Source organism: Paenibacillus sp. 598K, from assembly GCF_003851045.1.
Classification (GTDB): domain Bacteria; phylum Bacillota; class Bacilli; order Paenibacillales; family Paenibacillaceae; genus Paenibacillus_D.
On record NZ_BFBX01000153.1, the window covers coordinates 1 to 376 of the forward strand.

At 53.2% G+C, this 376-nt stretch carries 1 protein-coding gene; it reads left to right on the plus strand.

From position 1 onward, the window contains the following. On the plus strand, positions 1–296 hold a 296-nt coding region (locus PA598K_RS32105; protein ID WP_148092023.1), incomplete at its 5' end, for a zinc ribbon domain-containing protein. Positions 297–376 lie beyond the last annotated feature (80 nt).

Here is a 376-nt window from a genome sequence, read left to right on the forward strand (position 1 = left end):
GCCTCGAAGACTTGCACATCATGGAGATGATGACCAAGGGCAAGCTGGCAAAACATATCGCCGATGCGGCCTGGGGCGAGATTCGCCGCCAATTGCAGTACAAGGCGGAATGGTATGAACGGCAGATCAAGGAAGTTCTGGCCTTCGTACCGACAAGCCAAACCTGTCATGTGTGTGGAGCCATCCATCCCGAGGTAAGGAGCCTAGATGTACGAGTCTGGGTATGTCCTGCATGCCAGACCCGGCATGATCGAGATGGCAATGCCGCGAAAAATATAAAGGTGATGGCCGTCTGATACGGCACATTCCATGAACTGCGGGAACCACAGGGATCGCTTGGTTCACTTTGCTCCAAGAGGAGCAATTACCCAAGAAT